The 18285-nt window shown below is 73.2% G+C and carries 11 protein-coding genes; 8 read left to right on the top strand and 3 right to left on the bottom strand.

The features are described 5' to 3' along the window. Nucleotides 1–340 precede the first annotated feature (340 nt). Genes M5362_RS12890 through M5362_RS12855 form a run of 8 tightly spaced genes read left to right on the top strand, consistent with a single transcriptional unit; the run spans nt 341 to nt 11727 of the window. Complete coding sequence (locus M5362_RS12890; protein ID WP_260227648.1) at nt 341–1090, top strand: glycosyltransferase; 750 nt, start codon at nt 341–343, stop codon at nt 1088–1090. A 5-nt stretch (nt 1091–1095) separates the two neighbouring features. Then, a complete protein-coding gene (locus M5362_RS12885) occupies nt 1096–2610 on the top strand; it encodes a glycosyltransferase family 4 protein (RefSeq protein ID WP_260227601.1) in 1515 nt (504 codons plus the stop codon). Next, on the top strand, nt 2607–5111 hold the full coding sequence (locus tag M5362_RS32990; RefSeq protein ID WP_261365860.1) for a lipopolysaccharide biosynthesis protein: 2505 nt from the start codon (nt 2607–2609) through the stop codon (nt 5109–5111). The genes M5362_RS12885 and M5362_RS32990 overlap by 4 nt, the downstream gene beginning before the upstream one ends. Then, nucleotides 5108–6925, top strand: coding sequence for a glycosyltransferase (locus M5362_RS12875; protein ID WP_260227600.1), 1818 nt, complete (start codon nt 5108–5110; stop codon nt 6923–6925). Before M5362_RS32990 ends, M5362_RS12875 begins: the two co-directional genes overlap by 4 nt. Beyond that, nucleotides 6907–7731 (top strand): PIG-L deacetylase family protein, encoded by an 825-nt coding sequence (locus M5362_RS12870; RefSeq protein ID WP_260227599.1) that lies wholly within the window; start codon nt 6907–6909, stop codon nt 7729–7731. Before M5362_RS12875 ends, M5362_RS12870 begins: the two co-directional genes overlap by 19 nt. Then, nucleotides 7728–9332 (top strand): glycosyltransferase family 39 protein, encoded by a 1605-nt coding sequence (locus tag M5362_RS12865; protein ID WP_260227598.1) that lies wholly within the window; start codon nt 7728–7730, stop codon nt 9330–9332. Before M5362_RS12870 ends, M5362_RS12865 begins: the two co-directional genes overlap by 4 nt. After that, on the top strand, nt 9329–10426 hold the full coding sequence (locus M5362_RS12860; RefSeq protein ID WP_260227597.1) for a glycosyltransferase family 4 protein: 1098 nt from the start codon (nt 9329–9331) through the stop codon (nt 10424–10426). Before M5362_RS12865 ends, M5362_RS12860 begins: the two co-directional genes overlap by 4 nt. After that, nucleotides 10423–11727, top strand: a complete 1305-nt coding sequence (locus M5362_RS12855) for a beta-galactosidase (protein ID WP_260227596.1) — start codon at nt 10423–10425, stop codon at nt 11725–11727. The genes M5362_RS12860 and M5362_RS12855 overlap by 4 nt, the downstream gene beginning before the upstream one ends. Before the next feature lie 44 nt (nt 11728–11771). On the opposite strand, the gene M5362_RS12850 is transcribed toward M5362_RS12855, so the two are convergent. The 3 genes from M5362_RS12850 to M5362_RS12840 form a co-directional block, all read right to left on the bottom strand. After that, on the bottom strand, nt 11772–12542 hold the full coding sequence (locus M5362_RS12850) for a class I SAM-dependent methyltransferase (protein ID WP_260227595.1): 771 nt from the start codon (nt 12540–12542) through the stop codon (nt 11772–11774). After that, nucleotides 12539–17101 (bottom strand): aminotransferase class I/II-fold pyridoxal phosphate-dependent enzyme, encoded by a 4563-nt coding sequence (locus tag M5362_RS12845; protein WP_260227594.1) that lies wholly within the window; start codon nt 17099–17101, stop codon nt 12539–12541. Before M5362_RS12845 ends, M5362_RS12850 begins: the two co-directional genes overlap by 4 nt. Nucleotides 17102–17213: 112 nt before the next feature. Then, nucleotides 17214–18266, bottom strand: a complete 1053-nt coding sequence (locus M5362_RS12840) for a LacI family DNA-binding transcriptional regulator (protein WP_260227593.1) — start codon at nt 18264–18266, stop codon at nt 17214–17216. Nucleotides 18267–18285: the final 19 nt, after the last annotated feature.

Raw genomic sequence — 18285 nt, 5'->3', positions numbered from 1 at the left:
CCCGGCGCCGCAGCCCGTGCGGCAGGCCCCACCGCCCCACGTCCCATCCGGCGCGGCGGGCGACCGACCGGCTCCGCCCCGCGGTCCGCACCTGCCGTTCCGCCGTACGCCGTCCGCGCACGGCCGCCCGGCGCCGCCGCTCCCGTACCGTCCGCACCCGCGCCGCCAACACCCGGCGCGGCGGCGGACCAGACGGCTCCGGCCAACCCCCGGAACCCGCCACACCCACGAAACCCGCTGATCAGAGGCGATCGGGCGCGTCCTTCGCGTACGCCCCGGTCCCCCGCCGTACGACTCCGCGACGCCCGCTGCGCCGCGCCCCCGAAGGAGGCGAGGCGTGATGGTCGCCGTGCGCGCACACGCACCGCTCCCCCGCTGGCTCACCCGGCCCGCGGTGGATCTCGAACTGATCATCCCGGCCTTCAACGAGCAGCGCCGGCTGCCCTCGACGATCGCCGCGACGAGGGAGTACCTCGCCGCCCGGCCCTGGTCGTCGGCGGTCGTCGTGGTGGACAACAACAGCGTCGACGGCACGCTCGACGCGCTCGGACGCTTCGGCGACTCACCCGTGGGACTGCACGTCATCGGCTGCAGCCACCAGGGCAAGGGCGCCGCCGTCCGGCGCGGCATCGTCACCTCCTCCGCCCGCTACATCGGCTTCGCCGACGCCGACAACGCCACCCCCATCGAGACGCTCGACCGGGTCATGGAGCTGCTCCGCGCGGGCCACGGCGCCGTCATCGCCTCCCGGCACGCGCCCGGCGCGCATCTGGAGATCGAGCAGTCGGTGCTCCGGCGCGGCGGCGGTCTGCTCTTCCGTACGCTCGCCCACCGCACCCTGCCCGGGATCGCGGACACCCAGTGCGGGTTCAAGTTCTTCTCCGGCCCGCTGATCCGTGAGGTCGTACGCGACTGCCACATCGACGGTTTCGCCTTCGACGTCGAGATGCTCGCCCATGTCGTCCGGGCCGGGCGCGACATCGTCGAAGTGCCGGTGGACTGGTCGGACGTACCGGGCTCGACGTTCTCCGCCCGCCGCGACGGCCTTCGTTCGATGGCCGACCTGCTGCGCATCTCCCTGGCCCGGTGATGACCATGACCGCCCTCGACCGGCTCGCCCGTACCGACATCGCCTTCCTGAACTGGCGCGACCCCTCGCACCCCGACGCCGGTGGCGCCGAGGCGTACTGCTGGGAGATCGCGCGGCGGTTCTCGGCGGCCGGGGCGCACGTCACGCTCGTCTCGGCCCGCTGTCCCGGCGCCCGGGCGAAGGAGGACCGCGACGGCGTCCGGATCGTGCGGCGCGGCGGGACCTTCGGCGTCTACGCGGCGGCCGCGGCGCATCTGCTGCGACACCGTCACGCCTACGACGCCGTGGTCGACTTCCAGAACGGGATCCCGTTCTTCTCGCCGCTCTTCACCCCGCGCTGGACCGCGGACATCTGCGTCATCCACCACATCCACCAGCGCCAGTTCGACCTGCGCTTCCACTGGCCCCTCAACGCGGTCGGCCGGATGCTCGAGAAGCAGGTCAGCCGGCTGGTGTACCGGGGGCGGCCCGTGGTCGTCGTCTCGCCGTCCACCCGCGAAGGGGCCAGGCGCGAACTCGGCTTCGGCAATCCGATCCACATCGTGCCCAACGGCAGCCCCCGCGCCCCGGACGCCTCCCCCGTCGGGCCGCGCAGCGACACGCCCACCATCACCGTGGTGAGCCGGCTCATGCCGCAGAAGCGCGTGGACCTGCTCGTACGGGCCCTGCCGGCGCTGCTCCGGAAGGCGCCGGACCTCCGGGTCGACGTCTGCGGCGACGGACCCGAACGGGAACGCCTCGGCACGCTCGCCGCCGAACTCGGCGTCGCCTCCGCCGTCGTCCTCCACGGGCATGTGACCGAGGAGCGCAAGCAGGAGCTGTTCCGCACCGCGTGGCTCACGGTCGTGCCGTCCGTCGCCGAGGGCTGGGGCCTCACCGTGATCGAGGCCAACACCGCCGGGACGCCCGCCCTCGCCTATGACGTGCCCGGGCTGCGCGACGCCGTGCAGCCCGGGGTCAACGGCTGGCTGCTGCCGACCTCGGCCGATCTCGCCGACGGTGTCGCGACGGCGCTCGACGAGCTGTCCACGGAGGAGGCGCGCACGCGCGCGGCCGAACGCTGCCGCGCCTGGGCCGCCGCGTTCTCCTGGGACGACAGCGCCGAGCGGCTCGCGCAGGTGGTGCTCGAAGACCTCCGGCGGATCCATCGCCACCGGCGCTCGCGGCGCGGGGCGAGCGATCTCGCCGTCGTCACGCGCTTCACGGCGCCGGACGCCGAGGCGACGGAGCGGGCGCTGCGGGGCGCGCTGCGTCAGACCGATGTGTGGAACCGCGACGGAGACAGCTTCCGGCTGCTGCTGCACGGCTGTGACGAGGTGCAGGCGCTGGAGGCCCTGAGGAGGCTCGACGTGCGCGAGGCGACCGTCACGCTCGCCGGCGGCCGGGACGTGCTCGTCGGCACGCCGAGCCCTCCGCAGGGGATGGCGGACCGTGGCGACGGCATCGAGGTGGAGAACGAGACGGTGACCGACCGTCCGAAGACCGTCGTGGCGGACGTTCCGAAGGGGAACCGGCCATGACGACCGCCCGTCCCGTCGCCACGCGCACGCCCGTCCCCCACGACGAGGTGACGGCGGTGCACGGTGCGCGCTGGATCGCCACCGCGGCGGTCACCGTCGGGCTCGTCAACTACATCTACGCGCTGGCGCTGACGCGGCTGCTCGACGTCGGCTCGTACGCGACGTTCGCGGCGGGCCAGGGTCTGATCGTGTGCACCGCGGCCGTCGCGGTGGTGACCGTGCCGTGGATGCTGGCGCAGGCGCTGGCGCGGGCCCGTTCGGACGCCGAACGGGGGGAGGCGGTCCGGTTCGCCGTGGTGACAGGGGTCGCCGGCGGTCTGCTCGCCGCGGCCGTCGTGTCCACCGTGGCCACGCAGTTCGCCGGGCTCTGGACCACCGTGGCGATCGGCGTCAGCACGCTGCTCATCTACGTGACCCGCGTCTGCGTGGGCTGGTTGCAGGGCAGCGAGCGGATGCGGACCCTGGCCTCCCTCACCGTCGTGGAAGCCGTCCTGAAGCTCGGCATCGGGCTGTTCCTGGTGGCGGAGCTGGACCTGGGCGCGACCGGCGCCCTGGCCGCCTTCGGCATCGCCGTGGCGCCCTTCGTGATCTTCCGTCCGCGCCGGTTCCGCAGCACCCGACGTCGACCGTGGCTGACGGCCACCGCCAACCCCGAACTGCGGCGCAGGGCCATCGGTGTCGCCTCCCTCCAGGGCGTCATCGCCCTGATGGCGGCCCTGGACGTGGTGCTGGTGGCGATGCTGCCCACCGACCGGTCGGACGCGGCCAGTTACCAGGCCGCGGTGATGCTGGGCCGGGTCCCGCTGTTCCTCGCCGGAGCCGTCTCCATCGCCTTCCTTCCCGCGCTCTCGCGGCGGCGCGCCGGAACACCGCTCGCCACGCGCGCCATGGGCATGTACCTCACGGTGGCGCTGCCGCTGACCGTCGTCGCCGCCACGGCCCCGGCCGCCGTGCTCACCACGGTCTTTCCGGACGAGTACACCAAGATGAGCACGCTCATGGCGTGCACCGCGGTGGCCGGGCTCGCACTGGGAGCGCTCAGCCTCCTGGTGACCTTCTCCCAGGCGGTGAACGACTACGCGGTACTGCGTCCGCTGCTCGTCGGCCTGTTCTGCTACGTGACCGGGCTGACGGCCGGCTGGGCGGCCGGCGGCGTGCTGGGGATGGCGATCGGCGGGATGTGCGGGACGGTGGCCGCTCTGGGCGCCCTGCTCGTCCGCGAGGCGGGCCGACACGGGCCCTCCGCGCAGGCCGGTGCGCCGCGCGCCGCCGTGCTCCGCGCCCTGGCGCCCGCCCTGGTCCTCGCCGGCGTCCTGCTGGTACTGCGGCCCCACGCCGTCCTGTGGCTGGTCGCCGCGGTCCTGACGACCACCGTGGCGCTGTGGCGGTTCTTCCACCGCCGCGGCGCGTCCGTCCCGGACGGACCTGCCGGGAGCGGGCCCGACGGGTCCGGGCCGGAGGAGGGCGGGCCCGACGGGTCCGGGCCGGAAGGGGCGGAGCCCGGTGTGCCGGACCGGGTTCCGTACCACCGGACCGCCCGCCGGGGCCCGCACCGGGACGACGGCCCGGGCACCGGCCGGGACCCCGGCCCCGAGGCCGAACACTCCGTCCGCCTGCTCGTCGACGCCGTCTGGCTGGGCGAGGCGCGGCCGGCGTCGGACGAGGAGCTGCGGGCCGCGCTGGCCGTCGCCCGCCGCAACCAGGTCGAGGGCCGGCTCGCCCGGGCCTATCCCCTCCAACTGGCTTCGGCCCTCGACGCGGTGAGCGACGCCACCCGGCTCTTCCGGCGCAACCTCGTCGAGTCGACGGACCGGCTGGGCGCGGCGGGCATCCCCACCGTGCTCATCAGGGCGGGCCTGTCCGGCGACGACGCGTACGGAAGCTTCGACCTCGTCGTTCCGACGGACCGCTGGAAGGCCGCCCAGGAAGCGCTCAGCGGCTGGTACGTGGAGCGGTCGACGTACTGGCTGGAGCGGTCCACCAAGGTGCTCCTGGAGCCGCCCGACGGCCCCTCCGCCCAGCTGAACACCTCGGTGTCCTGGTTCGGCGTCCCGGTCATGACGACCGACCGTCTCTTCGCCCACGCCGTCCCCGACCACGACGGCCGCGCCTGGTTCGTCCCCTGTCCGGCCGATCGGCTGCGGATCTGGCTGGCCCACGGACTGTTCCAGAATCTCTCGCTCGACCTGTCGGAACTCCTCGCGCTGCGCGAGCTGCTGGCGCCCGAGGTCGTGGCCGAGGCACGCACCCAGACCGCCCGTGAGGGCTGGTTCTCCGGCGGCGACCAGACCCTGGACTTCGCGGTCGAGGCGATGGAGAGCCTCGACCGCGGCGCGCTCGTACAGCTCCCCCTGCCGCTGCCCGTCACGACCTCGCTGCGCACCGGCGCGGAGCACGCCGGGCACCTGCTGACCCGCGGACGGGCCGGCCCTGCCGCCCGCGAGGTGGCCCTGCGGGTGCCGCTCGTCGTCACCAAGCGACTGCGGGGGCGCACCTCATGAACACGGCCCGGGCTCTTCTGATCGCGGTCTCCGGCCCCGACGGCGCGGGCGGTGCCTCGCTGGTCCGACGCCTGGCCGGACTGTTGCGGGAGCGCGGCTTCGCGGTCACCGTCCTCCAGGGCCACGGCTGTTTCCTGTGCCGCCGGTTCGGCTCATCGCCGCAGGCGCGGGGCGAGGAGGAGACGGTACGGCGCGCCGCCGGTCCCGCGCGCCGGGGATCGTGGGCGCGCCGGGCCCACGCGCTGCTGGACGCCGGTGAGCTGTCCGTACGGACGAGTCTCGCGCGGCGTGCGCTGTCGGTACGGTCCCCGGGCCGTCGGGCGGTCGTCCTGACGGACCGAGGGCCGCTGGACGGGCTGGTCGCGTTCGGGCTCCCGCCCGGTCTCCGGTCGTCGGACCGCTTCGTCCGGCTCGCCGGTCGCTACGACCTGACCCTGCTGGTGGAGAGCGCTCCGGTACCCCTGCGGGGGCCCGGCCGTGAGCGGACGGCCGGTACGCCGGACCGCCTGTGGGCGCGCTACCGCACCTGGGCCTCGCGGCTGCCCGGGGTGGTGCGCCTCGACGGCGATCGTGCCCCGTCCCGGGTCTCGGTCGCGGCGCTCGACCGGGTGCTCGACACCGTACGCACGCGGCACCTCCCGGACGTCGGGAACATGACGCAGCCGGGCCGGCGGAAGCGGATCGTCGTCTCGATCTTCGACGACGCCGGCAACCCCGACTACCGGGGCGGTGGAGCCCTGGTGGTCGACAAGGTCGCCCGCCGGCTCCTCGACGACTTCGACGTGACCGTGGTGACGGCCGGCCGGCGCGGCGGCTCGGTCCGGCGGGACGGCATCCGCTACGTCCGCCTCCCGGTCCGCTGGGCGGGCCCGCGCGCCGGGCAGCTGCTCTTCATGACCCTGCTCCCCTTCGTCGCCCGCCGGCTTCCCCACGACGCGTGGCTGGAGAACTTCACACCGCCGTTCTCGACGAGCTTCCTGCCGCTGTTCTCCCGGGCCCCGGTCGTCGGGATCGATCAGGGCCGCAGCGCCGAGGCGCTGTGGCGCCGCTACCACATCCCGTTCTTCCTGGTGGAGCGGCTCGGACTGCGCTGCTACCGGCACATCGTGGTGATGAACGAGGCCGACGCCTCCGCCGTCCGACGGCTCAGCTCCCGGGCGGACGTCCAGGTCATCGCCAACGGAGTCGAACAACGGCAGATCGACGACGCCCGGATCGGCGCGGGCGAGTACATCCTCTTCCTGGGGCGGATCGACACCTGGGGCAAGGGACTCGACCTGTTGCTGGACGCCTACCGGCAAAGCCGTCCTCCGCTGCCCCTGCTGCTGGCCGGCAGCGGCACACAGGCGGAGGAGCGCAAGCTGGCGGCGCTGCTCGCCGCGCACCCGGGCAGCGTCCGCTGGGTGGGGTTCGCCGGGGAGGGGCTCAAGCGGGACCTGCTGCGCAACAGCGCCTTCCTGGTCATGCCGTCGCGGCACGAGACCTTCGGCCTGGTGGCGCTCGAAGGCATGTCGTACGGGAAGCCGATCGTCCACTTCGATCTGCCGGCGCTGCGCTGGATGCGCGGCGGAGGCGATGTCGCGGTGCCGCCCTTCGACGTCGCCGAACTGGGCGACCGGATGCGGATGCTGGCCTCCGACGAGGAGGCGCGCCGCGCCCTCGGCCGGCAGGCGGGGCACGCGGCACAGCACTACACGTGGGACGAGATGACGGGCAGGTACCTGGCCCTGACCCGCCGTCTGGTCGACGGTCCCGCCCGCGGGCGGCGGCCGAGGAAGGAGAGGAGGGGTGAGCCATGGCCCACGACTCCCTGACCGCCGAGATCGCGTCGGGCCATCCGCTGGTCGCGCTGTCGCCGCACCTGGACGACGGAGTGCTGTCGTGCGGCGCGCTGCTGCTGCGCGCCCGCCTTCGGGCCCCGGTCACCGTCGTCTCCTTCTTCACGGAGGCGGCGCCGCCTCCGTACACCCTGTCCGGGCGGCAGTACCTGCGGCAGACCCGGGCCTCGGACGCGGAGGCGCTGTACGCCTCAAGGCGCGACGAGGACCGGGCCGTCATGACGGAGCTGGGCGCGGCCTGGCGTCACTTCGGCCTGGTGGACGGACTGTTCCGCCGCAAGGACGGCAGGGCGCCGCGCTCGGGCGGGCTGGCGGGGCGGCTGCCGGAGATCGACCACGTGTACCCCACGTACCGGCTCCATCTGTCGCGCGGGCGGGTCTCCCGCCACGACGCGGGAACGGTGCGCGCGGTCGCCGACGCGATCGCCGCGCTGCTGCCCTCGGGCCGGGGCCTGGTCCTCGCACCGCTGGGCGTCGGCGGGCACGCCGACCACGTCCTGGTCCGTACGGCCGCGGAGCTGAGCGGTCGCCGGGTCGCCTACTACAGCGACTTCCCGTACAACCTGCGGTCCGGGCCCGACGCCTCCTTCACCGGACGCCACGCGTTCACCGCGTGCGCCTGGGAGGACGGTCTCGCCGAGAAGCGGGAGCTGATCCGGGGGTACCGCACCCAGGCGGACGCGCTGTTCCCGCAGGGGAGCATCCCGCTCGTGCCCGAGGTCTTCCTGCTGCCGGCGAGCGTTCCCGCCGCGCCGACACCGCCGAGGGGAGGCGGGCCGTGACGTTCCTCCGTACGACCGCGCCCCCGGTCCCCTCGTGGGGCCCCCGCCCTGAGCCGCCGGAGCGGGACGGACGCCGCTCGCGGCGCCCGGTCCCGACGGCTGTCCTGGCCGCCCTGGCCGCGGCCGTCACGATCGCCCTGCGGCTGATCGCCGTCGACCGCTCCGGGGACGTGTTCGTGGACGAGCTCATCTACACGGAGCTGGGCAGGAGCGCGGGAGACGGCGGATTCCCCCGTACCGAGGAGGGGTTGTTCTTCCTGCATCCGCCCGGGTTCTTCTACCTCCAGGCCGGCTGGGTGCGGCTGATCGGGCTCGACGTCGACGTCCTCTCGGAGGTGCACGGCGTCCGGGTGCTCAACGCGCTCCTCGCCGGTGCCACGGCGGCGCTGCTGGTCCTGCTGGTCGCTCGGGTGAGGTCGCGCGCCGCGGGCCTGATCGCCGGTCTCGTCTTCGCCGTCGACCAGTACTGCATCCGGCAGAACGACCGGGCGCTCCTGGAGACCGAGACGATGGTGTGGGTCCTGGCCGGATATCTGGTGCTGGTCTCCCTGGCCCGGAGCGAACTGCCACGCAGAGCGGACGGGGCGGCCCTGCTCGCCGGACTCTTCTTCGGCCTCGCGATCATGACGAAGGATCACGCGGCGCTGATCACCCTGCTTCCCCTGCTGGTCGCGCTGGCGCTGAACTGGGGGCCGCCCCGCAGGCTGGTGGCCGTCACCCTGGCGACGGCCGCGGTGCCGTACACCGTGTACCTCCTCCTGGTCACCGCCTTCGGCCACCTCGACGAGTTCTGGTACGCGAAGACGATCGGCCTGCAACGGCTGCTGGGCATCGTGCAGGAGACCGGGTTCAACGCGCCGGGAGCACCCTCGCTGATGGGACGGCTGACCGCGCAACTGCCCGACTACACGGTGAGCTACGTGCTGCTCGCCCTCACCCCGCTGGCACTCGTCCTGCTGCTGCGCCGCCGCGACCCCGTCCACCGGCTGCTCGCCCTCTTCCACGCCTCGGCGATCGTGACGCTGCTCTACGCGTTCGCGCTGGGGACGCTGGAGGAGCAGGCCCTGTATCTGCTGTTCGTGCCCAACCTGATGGCGCTCGCGGTCACGCTCCCCCTGCCTTCGCGGAGCGCCGTGAGCCGCCGCCGCGCCGTCGTGGCCGGTGTCTGTGCCGCGTTCCTCGCCTGCGCCGTCATCGCTCCGGCCGCCGTGTACGCGAAGGAGCGGGGACAGGCCGACGACGGGTTCGTACAGCTCCGGAACTACGTGACCGAGAACGTCCCACGAGGCACCGCCATCGCCACCGTCGACGGCGGCACGAGCAAGGGCGTCTCCTACTACGCGCTCAAGGACCGGTACCGCCTGGACCACTGGGTGTCGGAGGGGGACAGGTCCTTCCAGCGTGTCGAGTACCTGATCGTCCCCTGGAAGGTGATCGAGCAGGGATACGGGAACTCCAGCCTGGCCGAGGTCGAGCGGCTCACCGAGAGCGGCACGCTGCTGTTCTCCTTCGAGGGGGACATGTACGGGACGCTCGCCCTCTACCGCATCCCCCTGCCGCCCGGAACGGAACCGTCGGCCGACCCCGGACGTGGGTCATGACCGTCGCCGCGCGTCCGCCGCGTGTTCTGCTCCTGACCAGCAGCCCGCTGGACGGCGCGGACGGATCGGACGTGGCGCTTGCCAGGGACGTCCTCGGAGCGCTGCCCGACTTCGACTTCCTCTGGTTCTCCCAGTGGCCCGCGGGGCGCGGCCGGCCGCCGCCGTCCGTCGGCACGGCGATCCCCCTCTGGTCCGGGGACGGCTCCCCGCGCGCGCCGGTCCGTCTGCAGGCCGCGCTCGCCGGGGCCGCCGCGGCGCGCCGCGCCGACCTGGTCCACGCCTTCGTGACGATCGGCCGCACCTTCCCGGCCTTCTCCTGGCTGCGCCCCCTGATGCTGGGGGCACGGCCGGTCGTCCACACGCTGCCCGGCGTGATGGACGCGCGCCTGCTCGCAAGGACCCGGCCGCTGGGGACGACGGTCGCCCTGTCGGAGTCGATGGCACGGCGGCTGCGCGCCGCGGACTTCGGCGACGTCCGGGTGATCCCGCCCATGGTCCCGCTGGGCAGCTGGCCCTACCTGCCGCGCCCCGGGGGTCTGCCGATGGTTCTCTTCGCCGGCCATCACGACCCCCAGGGCGGCGCCGTGACCGCCGTCCAGGCCGCGGCGGAGGCGGTGCGGTCCGGGGCGCGGTTCCGACTGGTCCTGGCCGTGCGGGGCCGGCCCGGGCAGAACACGGGCGCCCTGGCGGAGGAGTTGCGGGAGCTCGCCGGGGCGGGCGGCCTGACCGATGTGGAGGTGCGGGGCTATGTCGACGACATGCACGCCCTGCTGGCCTCCACGCACGTACTGCTCTTTCCGCCGCCGGTGATCGGGGGCACGGCGGACATCCCGCTCACGGTCCTGCAGGCGCTGGCCACCGGGCGCCCGGCCATCCTCAGCGACCTCCCCCAGTTCGCCGACTTCGGCGACGCGGTCCTGCGGGCGCCCGCCGGTGACGCCCGCAGGACCGGACAGCAGCTGGCCTGGCTGCTCGAACAGCCCCGGGTCTGGGACATGCTCGCGGAGCGGGGCCGGGCGACCGTGGAGGAGTCCTTCGGACCGGAGCGTTTCGCGGCCCAGTACGGGTCCCTGTACCGGGAGTTGCTGACATGAGGCTGAAGGAGCTCCGCCGCGCCGCGCTCGGGCTGATCACCGCCGTGCTGCTCGTCCTGGCCACGGTCGGGTTCCTGCGGCGCGACGAGGCGGTGGGAGCGGCGTCGGAGGCGTACTGGTTCGGCACCCTGCAGACCGAGTCGGAGGAGGCCCGGGCCGAGTACAAGAACGGGCTCAGGGTCGCCCATCTCCAGATCGACTGGGACAGGTTCGAACCGGAGCAGGACGTCTTCGACGAGGCGTACGTGGACGAGATCAAGGACCGGATCGAGTCCTTCCACGACGCGGGACTGCGCATCGAGGCCGGCCTCGGCCTCCACCACCCGCCGGACTGGCTCGCGAAGGCCTATCCCTGGGCGGTGTATGTCAACCAGTTCGGCGAGCACTCCGCGTGGACCCCGAACATCGTCTTCAGCCACAGCGTCCGCTTCGAGGCCGAGCAGTATCTGACCGAGGTGAAGCACCGGATCGGCCTGGAGGACTTCTGGGCGCTGCGGATCGGTGTGAACGAGTCCGGCGAGTTCAGCTACCCGACGCCCGTCTCCCAGGAACGGGAGCAGGGCGAGTACTGGGCGTTCGACGACAACGCCCAGTCCACGAGCCCGGACACGGACCGCCCTGTCTCGGTGGCGCAGAACCCGTACCCGGGCTGGCGGCCCGGCGACCGTACGTACCGGGGCGAGGCGTTCACCGAGCAGCAGGCGCGGGCCTGGTACGACTGGTACCTCGCCTCGCTCGCCGACGCCGTCAACTGGCAGATCGGGGTCTACACGGCCCTGGGCCACACCGGACAGCTGAAGGTGCTGATCCCCGGGACCGGTCACCTCCCCGCCGACCAGCAGGCGGCCGTCGCCGCCCGGCTCGGCGCCACGGACTCGGCACGGCTGGTCGGACGGGGCGTCGCGTTCTTCGAGACGATCGGGATGATCCAGCACCAGAGCAATGTGGTCCTGGTGTCGACGGCCCTCGTCGACGGTACGGGAAAACCACGGGACAACGAGTGCCGGCCGGGTGACGCGGCCGTCGACGTCCGGGCGCCGGACGAACGGACGGTACGGGACTGGTCCTCCACCCGCTGGGTGACGGCCGTGGCACGCGCCGAGGGCTTCGACCGGCTCAGCGGCGAGAGCGCGGGGCCGCAGGTGGCGGCGTACCACCCCGGGGTGATGGACACGGCGGCCCGTCAGATGGCGTCCTGCGGTCTCGAAGGTCTGATGTGGGCCTTCGACCAGAACCTCTACGACGGGACGCCCGGCTCGTCGCTGGCGGACTACGCGGCGATGATCCGGCGTCACGGCTGAGGCGGCCCTACGGTCACGGCCGGGCCGGACGCGTCGCCGTACGGTCACGGCCGGGCCGGACGCTCCGCTCGCCGGGCTGTCAGGAGGAGTACGCCCGTGTCGCCGTACTCGGGCAGGGTGTGGTCCTTGGCCAGCCGGTTGATGCACAGCTCCTCGGTCAGCGGTGCGAACACCGAGCGGACCGCACCCGCGTCCACCGGGCAGCCGGGCCAGTCCGGTCCGTCGCCGATGCGGTAACTCGGCATGCGTTCCATGAAGGCCGCCACGAGGTGCCCGCCCGGACGCACCGAGCGGACGAACGCGGCGCACAGCGAGGCGACCTCGGCGATGTCCTCGGTGACGCTCTCGGCGACGAAGTTCATCGAGGCCAGGTCGTAGGTTCCCGTGGCGATGTCGTCGGCGTCGCCGGAAACGACCCGTACCCGGGCCAGGGCCTGGGCGAGTGTGTCGGGAAGGACCGGGTCGAGCGCGCGGCAGAGTTCGTAGAACGGCTGCCAGCTGGCGTCCGGCCCGTGGGCCAGCTGTCCGTGGAGATAGCGGACGCTGGCCGTGCCGGGTTCGAGCGCGTCGATGCGCCGGCTCGCCGCGGCGGCGATCATCAGCGGATACAGATTGGGGCCGGCTCCGAACTCCAGGGAGCGCCCGACGCTGCCCGGCGCGAACTGCCGGTAGAAGGCCGAGTGGTGGTGGATGACGCCGATGTCGTACGGGTGCAGCTGCCGGTAGTTCTCCGCCAGGTACGCCGCGACCGGCCAGGCGTCCCAGTCCGCGTCGCGGTTGCGACGGAGCTCCCTGTCGTGCGCCGCCCGGCTCATCGCGAGTCCCCGGGCCGGCCGGCGGGGACGCCGCCGGGGTGCGGGGAGTCCTGCCGGCGCTGGAGGGCGAAGCGCCCGGAGAGGTCGGTCAGCGCCGCGTTGAGCTGCTCGATCTCCTCGTCGGTGTTGGCGGCGGTGACCTGGATCCGGAAGCCCACCTTGTTGCGCGGGACGAGCGGATAGCTGGCCAGCGTGACGTAGATGCCCCGGCCCCACAGGAACGCCGCCACGGCTTCGAGGTCCTGTGCCTCGGCGAGCGGGATCTCGATGATCGGCAGTCCGTCGGTGTTGGGGGTGGCGATGTCCAGACCGTGCACGTGGTCGAGGATGTGCGCGGTCTTGCGGTGGAGGTCGGCCCGGATGTCGTCGCCGCGCTCGGCGTTGACGTCGAGCCCGGCGAGGGCGGTGGCGAGCGAGGCCGTCGGGGAGGGCCCGGAGTAGAGGTAGGGTGCCGCCGCGACCTTGAGGTGGTCCTTGAGCCACCTCGGCAGGGCGAGGAAGGCGAGCAGCGAGGAGTACGCCTTGGAGAAGCCGCCGACCAGCACCAGGCCGTCGTAGGACTCGCCGAGATGGCGGACGATGCTGTTCCCCCGGCAGCCCCACGACGAGGCCTCGCCGCTGTCCCGTTCTCCGATCACCCCGAACCCGTGCGCGTCGTCCACGTACAGCAGCGCGCCGTTCTCGCGGCAGATCCGGGCGATCTCCCGGAGGTCCGGGAAGTTGCCGGTCATGCTGTTCACGCCGTCCATGCAGACCAGGCGGCTCTCGTCACCGGGGAGGGACCCCAGTTGCATGTCCAGCTCCCACGGGCTGTCCGCGTGGAAGCGCTGCACCGTCGCGCCCTGCCCGCGCGCGACCACACACCCGTCGTAGACGGTGCGGTGGGCCGTCGCCTCGACGAAGACGTGTCCGGCGCCGGCGAGCAGCGGGATCACCGACTGGTGGATGAGGGTGATCGTCGGCAGCAGCAGGGTGTCCGGGGCGCCGAGCAGTTCGGTGAGCCGCTCCTCGATCCGGGGGTACAGCCGGGGGCTGCCGATCAGCCGGGACCAGCTGGGGTGGGTGCCCCAGGTGCTGACCTGCGGGCCGATCGACGCCATGATCTCCGGGTCGAGGTCGAAGCCCAGGTAGTTGCAGGAGGCGAAGTCGACGAGCCACTGGTCCTCGACGCGCAGCTTGCGGCCGTCGATCTCGTCGATGACGGCGTCGCACATCGGGCTGGTCCGCTTCAGCCGCTCCAGGTCGCGCCACCGGCGGTCGCGCTCGACCGGACCGCGACGCGTGCTCCCGGCGGCCGGTGGCGCGGCGGTACGTGACGAGGCCGGGCGGTCCGGACGGGGGCGCCCGGGCGCGGTGCTCGCGGGGGGTCCGGCGGGCCCGAGCGCGGTCCTGGCCGGCGCGGAGGCGGTCCCCGCCGAGGAGCGGCGCAGGAAGGACTCGGCCTGATGGGCGGTCATGGGCCGGGCGAACAGATAACCCTGCCCGTACTGGCAGCCCATGTCGGCGAGGAGTTCGCGCTGGGCCTCGTGCTCGATGCCCTCCGCGACCACCTTCAGCCCGAGGACGTCGGCGATGCGGACGATGCCCTCGACGAGGGCCACCTGCTGGCGGTCGGTGGTGATGTCGTCGATGAACGACTTGTCGACCTTGAGCACGTCGATCGGGAACTCCCGCAGATAGCTGAGCGAGGAGAACCCGGTGCCGAAGTCGTCGATCGCGATGGAGACACCGAGCTCCCTGAGGGCGCGCATGGTGGTGCGGATCTGCTCGTCCTTGCGCATCAGCACGGTCTCGGTGAGTTCCAGGACCAGGGAGCCCGGGGCGAGTCCGGAGGAGCTGAGGGTGCGCCGTACGTCGTCGAGGAGGCCCGGGTCGCGGAACTGCCGGGGCGAGACGTTGACGTTGGCGTACAGCTGCTGCGCCCGCCCCGGGCGGGCCCGCTGCCAGCGGGCGACGTCGAGCGCCGCGTGTTCGAGCACCCAGGCGCCGAGCGGCATGATGTGCCCGCTCTCCTCGGCCAGCGCGATGAACTGCTCGGGCGGGACCATGCCGCGCCGCGCGTGCGGCCAGCGGATCAGCGCCTCGAAGCCGGCGACGGCCCCGCCGGCGACCTCGACGATCGGCTGGTAGCGCAGGGCGAAGGCGCGGTCGGCGATAGCGGTGTCCATGCCTTCCTGGAGCTCGTGCCGGTCGACCAGCCGGGAGTGCAGTTCGGGCCGGAACCTCCGCCAGCGCTTCTTGCCGGCGGCCTTGGCCGCGTACAGCGCGAGGTCGGCGTGGCCGAGGAGTTCCTCGGCGTGGGCGCTGTCCAGGACGGTGGCGACGCCCACGCTCGTCGACACGGAGACGGCGCCGTCGGTGAGGTGGAAGGGCTGGCTCAGGGTGTGCACGATCTGGGCCGCCAGGGCCTCGGCGTCGCCGGGTTCCTTGGCGCCCTCGATCAGTACGGCGAACTCGTCCCCGCCCAGGCGGGCCGCGGTGTCGCTCAGCCGCAGGACGGAGGCCAGCCGACGGGCCACGGCGACGAGCAGTTCGTCGCCCACCGAGTGCCCCATGGTGTCGTTCACCACCTTGAAGTCGTCCAGGTCCACGAAGAGCATGCAGGTCAGGGTGGACTCGCGGCGGCCGCGCAGCAGGGCCCGCTCGATCCGTTCGAGGAGCAGGACCCGGTTGGGGAGTCCGGTGAGCGAGTCGTGGAAGGCCCGGTGGGTGAGCTCCCGTTCCAGTTTCCGCTGCTCCGTCACATCGCGCAGGGTGAGGACGAGGCCGTGCACGGTCTGCTCGTTACGGAGGTTGCTGCACCGCACCTCGACGTGCAGGTCGGTGGACTCGCCGCGGCGCAGCTTCCAGTCGGCCCGGGCGTCCACGTCGCCGCGGGAGCGGGCGCCCGCCAGGATCCGCAGCGCGCCGGCGGCGTCGCCGGGTGCCAGGAGGTCGATCAGCGGCGTCCCGGGCAGCAGGGAGTGGCCGAACATGGACTCGGCGGAGGGGCTGGCGTAGCGGACGGTGTCGTCGTCGTCGACGATCAGGATGACGTCCGAGGTGTTGTGCACGAGGGTGCGGAAGTACGCCTCGCTGGTACGGCGGTTGACCTCCTCGCTGAGCCCGAAGCGTTCCAGGGCCAGGGCGGCCTGGGAGGCCAGCGACTGGGCGGGTCCCGACGTCTCGCGGAGCTTCTTCTCCGGGGCGGCGAGCACCAGGACGCCGAGGAGCGGTTCGCCCGCCGCGGGCGCCTGCAGGGCCAGGGGGCACAGCAGGGCGTGCCCCATCGGCGCGAGGGCGTGCGCGACGGTGGGATCGAGTTCGTCCGTGCGGACGAGCCGGCTGCCTTCGGCGAGCAGTTCCGGCCACGGGGGGCTCTGGGGGCCGGAGAGTTCCGTACCGCGGAAGTTCCAGGGCAGATGACCGGTCGGGACGGCGTAGAGGAACCGTCGGCGGTCCCGGGCGAGGAGCATCGTCTTGTGCGGCATGCCCGGTCCGACGAGGGTCGCGGCGGCCACCTCGACGGCGCTGGCGACCTCCCGCGGGCTCAGCGCGGCCACCAGGGACGCGGCGGCCACGCGCAGACTGCGCTCCCGGGCCTCGGCGCGGCGGTGCTCGGCCATCATGCCCCACAGCCGGGTGAGCACGAGCAGGAACATGATCGCGGAGAAGACGGCGATGACGGCGATGTCCTGTCCGCGGTCGCCGCGCAGGGACTGGTAGAGCAGCAGGACGGGGGCGACGAGCGAGGCCGCGGCGAGCAGGGCCAGCCGCCGTTCGGCGATGACCGCCGTCGGTTGGGGCGCGCGCTCGGTCAGCCCGGTCATGGAGGGGTGCAGCGCGGCGAGGCCCCAGGCGGTGAAGAAGATGACCCAGCCGAGGTCCCAGCCGGTACCGACCTGCCAGGTCCCCTGGAGCTGGAGCGCGCCGTAGATGACGTCGGACGCGAGGATGCCGCAGGTCCCCACGGTGAGGAGCTGCACGGCCCGGGACTTCAGCCCGCCGGGGACCAGGAGACGGGCGAGCATCGCGAGCATCAGGACGTCGCCGAGCGGATAGGCGATCGAGATCGCCTTCTCGATCCACGTCATGTCGGGCGACTTGGCGAGCGGGGTGATCAGGTTCACCCAGGAGAGCAGGGCGAGCCCGGAGGTGAGGATGAGGGCGTCGAGCGCCACGGCGAGGTCACGCCCGGCGGCGCGGTAGCGGATGAACCCGAAGAGCCCGAGGGCGAAGAGGGGGTACGTGACCAGGTACAGCGCGTCCGCGACGGAGGGGAAGGGGTTGGTCTGCCCGAACAGGCTCTCCAGGAGGTTGTACGCCGTGTCCCCCGCCACGAAGGCGAAGTTGGCGCCCGCGAGCACGAGCCAGGGCCAGCGTTTGGCCGGCTTGTGGATGTGGACGCCGGTCAGTATGGCGGCGACACCGCTGAGGCCGATGAGCGCCCAGAGCAGGGTGTGCCGGGAGGGGATCGTGAGATAGGCGGCCGTCAGCAGCGCGACGGCGATCAGATAGACGATCACCCACTGCCGCAGTGTCCCGGCCATGAGCGCCCGGTACTCCTGTCGCAGCGGCATCGTCGACCGCCCCCTTGCCTCGTTGGCGCCCGGTGGCGGATCGGACCCTGTTCCACCAATTCTCGGGGTATCGAGGGCCCGGTGCATCTCGGAGGCCCCGCGCGCGGCGGGGTCAGGAGGAGTCGCGGACGACCAGTTCGGTGGGCAGGACCCGGTGCGGCTGTTCCTCCGGCGCCCCCGCGATCTCCTCCTCCGAAGCCCCCGCGATCTCCTGGAGCAGCAGCCGCGCCATCGTGCGCCCCATCTCCTCGATCGGCTGGCGCACGCTCGTGAGCGGGGGGTCCATGTGACGGGCCACCGCCGAGTCGTCGACCCCGACCAGCGCCACGTCCTCCGGGACCCGCCGCCCCGACTCCTTCAGCACCCCGCGCGCACCGGCCGCCATCACGTCGGAGGCGGCGAAGACCGCGTCGAGGCCGGGGCTGCGGTCGAGCAGCTCCCGCATGGCCCGCCGCCCGCCCTCCTCGGTGAAGTCGCCGGTGGCGACGAGTTGTCCGTCCGCCACGAGCCCGGCCTCCGCGAGCCCCTGCCGGTAGCCGTCGAGGCGGCAGCGGGCCACGTACATGTCCAGCGGGCCGGTGATGGTCGCGATCCGGCGGCGGCCGCGCCCGGCGAGGTGGGCGACGGCCGAACGTCCGGCACCGACGTTGTCGGAGTCCACGAAGGCCACCTGCTCCGCCTCGGTGCGGCGGCCGTTGAGCACGGCCGGCAGCCCCAGCGCCCGGACCTGGTCGGGCAGCGGGTCGTCGCCGTGGACCGAGACGAGCAGCACGCCGTCCACCCGCTGGGCGGCGAGGTACTGCTCGAAGCGCTGGCGCTCCTTGTCGTTGCGGATCAGCGTGAGCAGCAACTGCTTGTCGGCGTCGGCGAGTTCGGCGCTGACCCCGCGGATGATGTCGAGGAAGTACGGCTCCGCGAAGAGCCGGGCCTCGGTCTCGGGGATCACGAGCGCCACGGCGTCCGTACGGCTGCCGGCCAGCGCCCGGGCCGCGCGGTTGGGTACGTAGCCGAGTTCGGCGACGGCCCGGTCGACGGCGGCCTTGGCATGCTCGCTCACCCGCGGGGAGCCGTTGATCACCCGCGAGACCGTGCCACGGCCGACGCCGGCCCTGGCCGCGACCTCCTCCAGGGTGGGCCTGCCGGTCTGGCGCCCGCTCACCACCATCTGCCGTCTCCCCTCGTGT

Origin of the sequence: Streptomyces sp. Je 1-79 (genome assembly GCF_025195125.1) — a bacterium.
GTDB lineage: Bacteria > Actinomycetota > Actinomycetes > Streptomycetales > Streptomycetaceae > Streptomyces.
Note: the sequence above shows the minus strand (reverse complement) of the source record. Positions and strands in the feature narration are given on the sequence as shown.

What these genes read in the sequence shown, in the direction of transcription:
- M5362_RS12875 (WP_260227600.1), top strand. Translation starts at nt 5,108, where the DNA reads ATGAACACGGCCCGGGCTCTTCTGATCGCGGTCTCCGGCCCCGACGGC.
- M5362_RS12885 (WP_260227601.1), top strand. Translation starts at nt 1,096, where the DNA reads ATGACCGCCCTCGACCGGCTCGCCCGTACCGACATCGCCTTCCTGAAC.
- M5362_RS12890 (WP_260227648.1), top strand. Translation starts at nt 341, where the DNA reads ATGGTCGCCGTGCGCGCACACGCACCGCTCCCCCGCTGGCTCACCCGG.
- M5362_RS12850 (WP_260227595.1), bottom strand. Translation starts at nt 12,542, where the DNA reads ATGAGCCGGGCGGCGCACGACAGGGAGCTCCGTCGCAACCGCGACGCG.
- M5362_RS32990 (WP_261365860.1), top strand. Translation starts at nt 2,607, where the DNA reads ATGACGACCGCCCGTCCCGTCGCCACGCGCACGCCCGTCCCCCACGAC.
- M5362_RS12855 (WP_260227596.1), top strand. Translation starts at nt 10,423, where the DNA reads ATGAGGCTGAAGGAGCTCCGCCGCGCCGCGCTCGGGCTGATCACCGCC.
- M5362_RS12860 (WP_260227597.1), top strand. Translation starts at nt 9,329, where the DNA reads ATGACCGTCGCCGCGCGTCCGCCGCGTGTTCTGCTCCTGACCAGCAGC.
- M5362_RS12870 (WP_260227599.1), top strand. Translation starts at nt 6,907, where the DNA reads ATGGCCCACGACTCCCTGACCGCCGAGATCGCGTCGGGCCATCCGCTG.
- M5362_RS12845 (WP_260227594.1), bottom strand. Translation starts at nt 17,101, where the DNA reads ATGCCGCTGCGACAGGAGTACCGGGCGCTCATGGCCGGGACACTGCGG.
- M5362_RS12840 (WP_260227593.1), bottom strand. Translation starts at nt 18,266, where the DNA reads ATGGTGGTGAGCGGGCGCCAGACCGGCAGGCCCACCCTGGAGGAGGTC.